Annotated in this window: 7 protein-coding genes; 5 read left to right on the top strand and 2 right to left on the bottom strand. The window is 74.4% G+C overall.

The window, feature by feature from the left end; all coding sequences use genetic code 11:
• Nucleotides 1-821: TerD family protein (locus ACFVFR_RS10055; RefSeq protein WP_383699392.1), on the bottom strand; the 821-nt coding region annotated here is incomplete at its 3' end.
• A 206-nt stretch (nt 822-1,027) separates the two neighbouring features.
• Between ACFVFR_RS10055 and ACFVFR_RS10050 the strand changes: the two genes are divergently transcribed.
• The 5 genes from ACFVFR_RS10050 to ACFVFR_RS10030 all read left to right on the top strand — a co-directional run bounded on the left by ACFVFR_RS10050 (nt 1,028) and on the right by ACFVFR_RS10030 (nt 6,717).
• On the top strand, nt 1,028-1,486 hold the full coding sequence (locus ACFVFR_RS10050) for a DUF6643 family protein (protein WP_383699390.1): 459 nt from the start codon (nt 1,028-1,030) through the stop codon (nt 1,484-1,486).
• 219 nt (nt 1,487-1,705) lie between these two features.
• Nucleotides 1,706-2,536: an MOSC domain-containing protein gene (locus ACFVFR_RS10045; protein ID WP_383699388.1), complete on the top strand. Its 831-nt coding sequence runs from the start codon at nt 1,706-1,708 to the stop codon at nt 2,534-2,536.
• A 209-nt stretch (nt 2,537-2,745) separates the two neighbouring features.
• Nucleotides 2,746-3,555 (top strand): MEDS domain-containing protein, encoded by an 810-nt coding sequence (locus ACFVFR_RS10040; RefSeq protein ID WP_383699386.1) that lies wholly within the window; start codon nt 2,746-2,748, stop codon nt 3,553-3,555.
• Nucleotides 3,549-3,971, top strand: a complete 423-nt coding sequence (locus ACFVFR_RS10035) for an ATP-binding protein (protein ID WP_383699384.1) — start codon at nt 3,549-3,551, stop codon at nt 3,969-3,971. Before ACFVFR_RS10040 ends, ACFVFR_RS10035 begins: the two co-directional genes overlap by 7 nt.
• Before the next feature lie 310 nt (nt 3,972-4,281).
• Entirely contained in the window at nt 4,282-6,717 is a 2,436-nt protein-coding gene (locus ACFVFR_RS10030) for a right-handed parallel beta-helix repeat-containing protein (RefSeq protein ID WP_383699382.1), read from the top strand.
• 13 nt (nt 6,718-6,730) lie between these two features.
• Here the strand turns inward: ACFVFR_RS10030 and ACFVFR_RS10025 are convergent, their stop codons facing one another.
• Nucleotides 6,731-9,223 (bottom strand): hypothetical protein, encoded by a 2,493-nt coding sequence (locus tag ACFVFR_RS10025; RefSeq protein WP_383699402.1) that lies wholly within the window; start codon nt 9,221-9,223, stop codon nt 6,731-6,733.
• Between the last annotated feature and the right edge of the window lie 54 nt (nt 9,224-9,277).

Raw genomic sequence — 9,277 nt, 5'->3', positions numbered from 1 at the left:
CTGGGTGCCTCGTGTCCCGCGAACGGGTTGAAGAGGTGGCCGATGACCTCCAGGCCGCGGATGTCCATGCCGTCCTGACGGAGCTCCACGTGCTGGAGGAGGAAGAACTTCCCGGAGGCCCACTCGTATCTGACCGTGCCTTCGACGCCGCCGCTCACCTGCCAGGTACCCACCAGACGATCCAGTGCCCGCACCTTGGCGCTCGGCTCCGCGGGGGCGGCGGGCGGCGGGGGCGGCGCGGTCACCGGGGCCGCCACGGGCGCGGCGGGCGCGGCGGCGGCGTCGGCCGGGCCGGGCTGCGGCTCGTCGACGGTGATACCGAAGTCGGTGGCCAGGCCACCGAGCCCGCTGTCGTACCCCTGGCCCACGGCGCGGAACTTCCAGGCGCCCTGGCGTCGGTAGAGCTCGCCGAGGACGAACGCGGTCTCCACGGAGGCGTCGTCGCTCTCGAACCGGGCCAGTTCGGCCCCGCCCGCCGCGTCGAGCAGCCGGATGTGCAGCCCGGGGACCTGACCGAAGGTGCCGCCGTCGGCCGAGGCGGCCAGCACGATGGTCTCGATGGCCGGCTCGACCCGCTCCAGGTTCACCGACAGGCTGTCGGTGACCTCGGCTCCGGTGCGCTTGCCCTCGTGGCGCACGGCGCCGGAGCTGTGCTGGGCCTGGTTGTAGAAGACGAAGTCCGCGTCCGAGCGGACCTTTCCACCGGCCAGCAGCAGGGCCGACGCGTCCACGTCAGGAACGCCCGCTCCGCCTCGCCAGCCCAGTTCGATCCGTACCGCCGAGGCCGGGACAGGCACGTTCATGCCCTTGCGCATCGTCATGTTCCCCCACTTTCCTTTCACTCGCCGGGCCCCAGGACAACAACCGGCAACCCGTCCAGAACGCGCTCTTTACAGGATCTCAACGTACCCCGGCGACCGATTTTCCCGAATTCACTCGGATTAGGAGCCACGTCCGCTCGGAACCCGTGAAACAACCCTCTTGTCGGGCTCCCCAACCAGCACATGGTGGGCTTAACTTAAGGGCTATGACCCTCCCCCGCAGCGGCTACGGCGGCGGCTACTACTCCGCGCCGAACTTTACCGACACCCCGATCTACGACAGCCTTGTCGCCGAGCGGGGCACTCCACAGATCGCTCCCATCCGCGTCCCCTCGCCGTACGACGCGGGCGGCCACTTCCCCCCGGCCCTGCCCACGGCGCTGCCCGCGCTGCCGGCCGGTCCCTCGCAGCACACCCCGCCGCCCTACGGCCAGCAGGCCCCCGCGCAGCCCGCTCTCCAGCAGGCGCCGGCGCCCTACATCCCGCCGCAGGCGGCCGGCCCGCGCGGCTACCCGGGTCCGCAGCAGGCCCAGCAGCCGCGCCCGGCGGCCCCCAACGGGTACGAGGCGATGCGCCCGATCGCGGCCCGCCCCGCGGCCCCGCGCCCCAACCCGGCGCCCTACCCGGAGCAGTACGGCCGCCCGCACCCCGGCCAGGGCTACTAGGCACCACCCACCGGGGACGGCCCATCCGCGCCCAGCCGACCGCGCCGCCGCCGCGGTCGGCCTCGCTCGCGAGGGGACCGCGGGCGACGCGGGAAAGCATCTCCGGCGACCGCACGAGGGAGTCGGTCACCGCGTACCGGGTGTCGTACGTCACGTGCGACAGTCGCGCGGTGGCCACCACGCACCGACCCGTCCGGGCCGGGCTGGCAAGATGGGCGCATGTCCGAAGCACAGCTCAGCGCGATCCACGTCTATCCCGTCAAGTCCGTGGGCGGGTCCGCGCTCGGCGAGGCCGCCGTCGAACCGTGGGGACTGGCCGGCGATCGACGCTGGCTGCTTGTCGAGCCCGACGGCACCTTCCTGACGCAGCGGCACGTGCCGCGCATGGCGCTGGGCACCGCCCGACCGCTGCCCGACGGCGGCATCGCCCTGAGCGCCGAAGGCCTTGGGCCGCTGACCGTGCCGGTACCCGACCCGGCGGCACACCGGATCGCCCCGGTGCGCGTGTTCGCGGACCCGGTCGACCTGGTGTGGACCGAGGGGGAGGGCAGCGCGTGGTTCAGTGAACTGCTGGGCCGCCAGGTGTTCCTGGCCCATCTCGACGAGCCCGCGTGGCGCCGTCCGATCAACCCGCGTTACGCGCGCCCCGGCGAGACCGTCAGCCTCGCCGACAGCATGCCCTTCCTGGTCACCACGACCGCCTCCCTCGCGGCCCTCAACTCGCTGATCGCCCAGGGCGACCACGCGCACGAGGGCCCGCTGCCGATGAACCGCTTCCGGCCCAACGTCGTCGTGGACGGCGTCGAACCCTGGGCCGAGGACGGTTGGCACCGGCTGTTGATCGGCGACGTGGCCTTCCGCGTGGCCAAGCCGAGCACCCGGTGCGTGATCACCACGACCGACCAGCGGACGGCCGAGCGCGGCAAGGAGCCGCTGCGCACCCTGGCCCGCCACCACCGGCTGGGCAACAAGGTGGTCTTCGGCCAGAACCTGGTCCCCGAACACACCGGAACCGTACGGATAGGCGACCCGGTCAAGATCCTTGAGTAGTGACCAATTATGGGCAATTCAGGTCAAAACCGAGGCGCATCGTCACGCACGCCGTAGTGTCGGCTCCCGCTGGGAACGCCCCGTGGGGGCGACGACGCCAGCCGTGCTGCCGACGCTGACAGGGGGCCCAGGGACAGATGCCTACCTCGGACGCGGAGGGCAGCCGACTGATGCCCGTGCACCACATGCGACCTGGAGACCATGCCTTCGTGAGCTACGGAGACCGCGAGTCCCGTGCGCAGATCATGGCGACCTTCGCCTGGCTCGGCGTCGTACGGGGCGAGAAGGTGACGGTCTACGCCGACCCCCGGCTGGACGAGCGGGAGATGCGGCACGCGGTGCACGCGCGCGGGCCCTCCATGGCCCCCGCCCTGAGCCGTGGGCAGGTGGAGTTCAGCACGATGCGCGCCCTGCTCGACCCGGACCGCGAGTTCACCGTCCGCCGCCAGCACACCCGGCTGGTCGAGGAGACCGAGCGCGCGCTACACCAGGGCTACACCGGCTTCCGTGCCTTCATCGACATGGCCTGGGTACGTGACCTGGGCGCCGACATCGCGGTGGTCGTCCACCGCGAGAGCCACTCCGACCACCTGTTCGCCGGCCGCCCCTACAGCGAGATCTGCGCCTACGACCGCCGATGGTTCGCACCGGACGTGCTCGACCGGATGTCGAAGGCCCATCCCTGTCAGCTGCTCGACCGGCTCGGCGTGCTCAGCATCAGCGCCGCCGACGACACCCTGCTCGTGATCGGCGAGGCCGACATCAGCGGCCGGGCGCGCTTCGCCGGCGGCGTACGGGCCGCGCTGGCGCGCACCGACCGGGCGGCGCTGCTGCGGATCGACCTGTCGCGGCTGCACTTCCTCTCGCTGGGATGCGCGAGTGACCTGCTGACGCTGGCGGCCCTGGACGGGCCACGGGTCTCGGTCGCCTGTAGCCCGCTCGTGGCGCGCACCCTGCGCCGCCTGGGTTCCGACGCCCTCCCCCAGCTCGCGTTGATCGAGGTGAGCCGTCAGTGCTAGCCGATTTCCGCCGCCCCCACGGCGAGGCGGACGGACGCCTGCTGGACCGTCACTTCACCGCGCGCGACCTGCCGCTGCTGCGGGTGCTGGTGGAGGAACGCGCGGCGTGGGCCGGGCTCCCCGAGGCCCGGCGCGGTGACTTCGTCCTGGCCGTGGACGAGATCGCCACCAACGCGATCGAGCACGCGGGCGGCCGGGGCCACCTGGTGTTGCGCCGCGTCGGCCACGAGCTGGAGTGCCGGATCAGCGACAGCGGCCCCGGCTTCAGCGAGGAGGTCATCCCGGACGTGCTGCCGGGGCTGGACGGCGCGCACAGCGGGCGCGGTCTGTGGCTGAGTCGCCTCGTCTCCGACCGGCTCGCGGTCAGCGCGGGGACCGTCGGCGCCGTCGTCACGCTCGCGATGCGCGTTCGCTGACCCGCGCCCGACCTCGCGGACACCCGCCCGTGCGACACCCGCCGACCGGCGCCCCGCACCCGGTCGGCGGCCATCGGCCGACCCGGTCCGGCACGTGCGCGGGCGGCGTCGGGAGCGGCGCACGGTGGCACGGCGAGGGCGCGCCGAAGCGGGCCGCCACCACGGGCGAGCCGCCCCGGATCGGGGCATGCCGGGCACCGGACGCGCACTGGTCAACTCCCCCACACGGCGCACGCTACGGTGTTCCTCCCGGTACACCACACGGCCGTATCCGGTCGACGCACGCACGAGGTGGGGGCACGACAACACCATGGCTCAGGGCTCGGTCCAGGTGACGCACAGCGGCACGTCGCGGTGGCGGCGGCGCACGGGAGAGTACGCCTCGCTCACGGCGGCCCTCGAAGCCGCGGGGGACGGCGACCTGCTGACCGTGGCCCCGGGCACCTACCGGGAGAACGTGGTCCTGACCCGGGCGGTCACGCTGCGCGGCCCGGAGGGCGCGCGGGGCGCGGTGCGGATCGCGCCGAGCGAGGGCGTCGCGCTGACCGTGCGGGCCTCCGCCGTCGTCCGCGACCTGCACATCGAGGGCCAGGACTCGGCGGCCCCGGCGCTGCTGATCGAGGACGGGACGCCGGATGTGGCGGACGTGCGGGTGGCCACGCGCTCGGCCGTGGGCATCGAGGTGCGCGGCAGCGCCCGGCCCACCGTGCGCGGGTGCACCGTGGACAACCCGGCGGGTGTCGGGATGAGCGTCCTGGACGGCGCGGCCGGGGTCTTCGAGGAGTGCGAGGTGGTCGCGGCCGGCCAGTCCGGCGTCTCGGTGCGCGGCGGGGCCCACCCGCGCCTGGAGCGCTGCCGCGTCCACCACGCCAACGGGGCCGGCCTCTCGGTCACCGGCGAGGGCACCACGCTGGAGGCCGTGGGCTGCGAGGTGTACGAGATCAAGGGCTCGGGCGTGCAGGTCTCCGCCCGCGCCACCGCGCTGCTGACGGACTGCCAGGTGCACCGCACCACGGCCGACGGGGTCAACCTGGACACCGACGCGGTGCTTACGCTGGCCGACTGCGACCTGCACGACGTACCGGAGAACGCGATAGACCTGCGCTCGCGTTCGGTGCTCACCCTCACCCGTTCCACGGTGCGGCGTTTCGGGCGCAACGGGCTCTCGGTGTGGGACCCGGGCACCCGGGTGGACGCCAACCAGTGCGAGATCCACGACAGCACGGGCGACTACCCGGCGGTGTGGGTGAGCGACGGGGCGGCGGCGGTGCTCGACGCGTGCCGGGTGCACGACGTGCCGGACGCGCTGTTCGTGCTGGATCGCGGCTCGCGCGTCGACGTCGTGGACAGCGACCTCTCCCAGGTGCGCAACACGGCCGTCTCGGTCAGCGACGGCGCCAGCGCCCAGCTCGACGACTGCCGGGTGCGGGAGGCCGCGACCGGGGCCTGGTTCCGCGACCACGGCAGCGGCGGCACGCTCTCCGGCTGCACCATCGACTCCGTGGCCACCGGGGTGATCGTCACCAAGGGCGCCGACCCCACCGTCGAGCGCTGCACCGTGACCTCCCCCACCGAGGCCGGGTTCTACGTCTCGGCCGAGGGCCGGGGCTCCTTCCACAACTGCCGGGTCACCGGCAGCGGCGGCTACGGCTTCCACATCATCGACGGCTGCCGCTCCACGCTGACCCGGTGCCGTACGGAGCGCTGCGCGCGGGGCGGTTACGAGTTCGCCGAGCCGGGGCCGCTCAGCGAGGAGTGCACCAGCGACGAGAGCGCCACCCACGCCCCGCCGCCACCCACCGTCGCCGGCGGGGCGGGCCTCGCCGGTGGCGCGGGACAGCCCGCGGTGCAGACGGTCGGGCTGCTGGGCGGCCTGCCCGGCCAGCGCGCCGCCGACCCGGCGGCCCCCGCGCCCGTCGTCGAGCCCGCGCCGGCCCGGCCGTCCGACGACGTGCTGGGCGAACTGGACACGCTGGTCGGCCTGGAGAGCGTCAAGCGCGAGGTGCGGGCACTGATCGACATGATCGAGGTGGGTCGGCGCCGGCAGCAGGCGGGGCTCAAGGCCGCCTCCGTCCGCCGCCACCTGGTCTTCACCGGATCACCCGGCACGGGCAAGACCACCGTCGCCCGTCTCTACGGGGAGATCCTGGCCTCGCTGGGCGTGCTGGAGCGCGGGCACCTGGTGGAGGTCTCCCGCGTGGACCTGGTCGGCGAACACATCGGCTCCACCGCGATCCGCACCCAGGAGGCGTTCGAGCGGGCCCGGGGCGGGGTGCTGTTCATCGACGAGGCGTACGCCCTCTCGCCCGAGGACTCGGGGCGCGACTTCGGGCGCGAGGCCATCGACACGCTGGTCAAGCTCATGGAGGACCACCGGGAGGCGGTCGTGGTGATCGTGGCCGGCTACACCGAGGAGATGGCCCGCTTCCTGTCCGTCAACCCGGGGGTGGCCTCGCGCTTCTCGCGGACCATCACCTTCGGCGACTACGGGCCGGAGGAGTTGCTGCGGATCGTGGAGCAGCAGACCGAGGAGCACGAGTACCGGCTGGGCGAGGGCACGGGCGAGTCGCTGCTCAAGTACTTCACGGCCTTCCCCAAGGGCGCGGCGTTCGGCAACGGTCGCACCGCGCGCCAGACGTTCGAGGCGATGGTCGAGCGGCACGCGGGTCGGGTGGCGCAACACCCGGACCCGAGCACCGACGACCTCACCCTGCTCTACCCGCAGGACCTGCCCGAACTGCCCTGAGCGCGCCTGCCCGTCACGGCGCGTCGGGCCCTACGGCCTCACCCCGGCCCGCCCTCGGGCCGCCGTCGCGCGGCGTCACCCTGGGGCGGGGCACCCCCGACCCGCCCAGCCGGGCCAGCAGTCCGGCCCGCTCCCGCGCGAAGGCCGGGTCCGCCTGGTAGTCGGAGTGGCCGAGGATCGGCGCGGGCAGCGGGTGTTCGGCGGTGCGGCCGTAGACGAGCGGGTCCCTGAGCGCGCCCCGGTCGATGGGCGGCCGGCCGTCCGCGTGCGGGGCCTCGGTCAGGGCCGGGGGCTCGATGGGCCCACCGATGGGGTCGGTGTACCGCCACAGGTTGCGCCAGCAGTGCACCTCCCGGTGGAGCGCGGTCAGCTGGGCCGGGCCGAAGTACGCCGGGAACCAGCGCCCGTACAGCCGCTCCAACGGGGAGCCGTAGGTCAGCAGGGCGACCCGGCCCCGGGTGCGCCAGTCGAGCTGCCACACGGCCGCCGCGGCCAGCACACTGCCCTGCGAGTGGCCCGAGATCACCAGGCGGCCACCGGTCCTGGCGGTCCAGGACTGCATGCGCCAGGTCAGGTCGGGCACCGCGCGCTCGGCGTAGCAGGGCGGCGCGAACGGGTGCGCCGCGCGCGGCCAGAAGGTGCCGACGTCCCACAGGATGCCCACCGTGCGCCGGGCCCCCTGGTCCCGGTAGGCCCGGCGGCCTGAGGCGAGGAGCACCGCGAAGGCCACCCCCACCAGCCAGGAACCCGTCGCCTGGGCCCACCGCGCGGCGCCGTCGACGAGCGCGGGCGCTCCGTCGGCGGCCTTGCCGGGCACCTCGCCGGTGGTCCAGGCGCCGAACACCGCGAGGCAGCCCAGGAACAGCGTCAACAGGGCGACGGGGCCGATGATCCAGGGCACGGAGTCGGTGACGCCGGCGCGGGCGATGGTGCCGGCGATCCTCCTCGTCCGCACGGTGTCGGGCCGCTCGTCGGGGTAGCCGTCGGGCACCGTGCGCACCAGGCGTCCGCGCACCCGACCGACGCGCCAGGAGAACACCGCGAGCATCAGCACCAGGATCACCAGGAGCGGCGGGATCACCGCGGCGTGCCAGGACAGGACGACCGGCGGCCCCGCGATCGGGCCGCCACCCATGCCCGGGGTGGCGCCGCCGTCCAGCCAGTCCGCGAAGCGCTGCGCCACCCCGCCGGTGAGCACTCCGGCGATGGCGCAGGCGAGCACCGCGACGGCGGGGCCGGCGAGCCCGGCCAGCGGTGTGCGCACCCGCGAGGCGGGGACCGGCGCGTGGCCGTCCCGGGGGTCGAGGCCGCCGGTGTGGCCGGCGCGGGCGGCGGAGCGGTAGAGCACGGCGGCCACGACGGCCAGCGCGCCGATGAGGGCGATCTGGGTCAGGACCAGGACGCCGAAGACCTGGTGGCCCGGCAGCCGTCCGCCCGATGTCCAGCCCGGCCGTGACCAGCCGGCGTGCACGATCGAGAGAACCAGCAGGGCGAGCGAGGCGCCGGGGACGACCCCCACCGTGACGCGGTCCAGCGCGTGGTCCAACGTGGACTCGCTGCGGCCCCTGCGGCACACCACGTAGAGCACGCCGAGCATGTTGACCTGGATCAGCGCCAGCAGCGTCCAGCCGCTGACCGTCAGGAACGCCGAGTCGCCGACGGTGTGGTCGTAGCGGGTGGCGGCCACGGTCAGGGCGGCGGCGACGGTGAGGAAGCCGGCGGCGGTGTGTACGGCCCGCAGCCGGGCCACCAGCCGGCGGCCGTACCAGAATCCGGGCAGGTGCAGGGCCGGGCGGTGGGCGACGGAGGGGTCGTCCTCGTTGAGCGGGTGCTCGACGGGCGGAGCGGACTCGTACGCGCTCCAGGTGCGGGTGGACAGCAGCCACAGCAGGGCGATGACGGCCAGCGGCGCCACCGAGGCCAGGGCGATCCGGCGGCCGGGCTGGCTCCACCAGCCGCCGCCGCTGGGCGTGGCGAACGCCAGCCAGGAACGCCCGTCGGCGCAGGCGGCCGACCCCGCGCACTGCCAGGCCGTCAGGTCGAGCGCCACCTCGCACACGGCGGCGACGAACAGCACGGTCAGAGTGAGGGCGATCAGCCGCACCAGCAGGCCGTACAGCCGCACGGTGCCCTCGCGACGGTCGGCGGCCGGCCGGGACCAGTGGGCGAGGTTGATGACCATGAACGGAAGGAGCAGCAGCCACAGCGCGCGGCTGCCGTCGCCCGAGGTCAGGCCGGACCAGCAGTACGCCTCGGGCACCGGGCGGTCGCGGTAGTCGGCCGGGCGCGCCTCCGCGTCGACGTCCTCGGTACGGCGGTAGAGGCCCGCGGTCTCGTCGCCGCCGACGCGCCGGGTGCGCGGGTCGCCGTCGAGCATCCTGGTGGGAGTGGCGCCGCCGACGCCGTGCACCAGCAGTTCGAGCGCCAGCGCGTCCGGGGCGGGTACGGCCTGCGGGGTGGGCGGCGCCTCCGCGCCGGGTGGCGGGGTGGGCTCACGTGGTGCCACGGGCTCGGGTGGCGCTGCGGGCGCCAGCGGCGGGGTGGCGCCGGGTGGGCTCGC

It is taken from the genome of Streptomyces sp. NPDC057702 (genome assembly GCF_042799315.1).
In the GTDB taxonomy this organism is placed as follows: domain Bacteria; phylum Actinomycetota; class Actinomycetes; order Streptomycetales; family Streptomycetaceae; genus Streptomyces.
The sequence above is the reverse complement of the archived record's forward strand: the minus strand, read 5'-3'. Positions and strand labels throughout refer to the sequence as shown.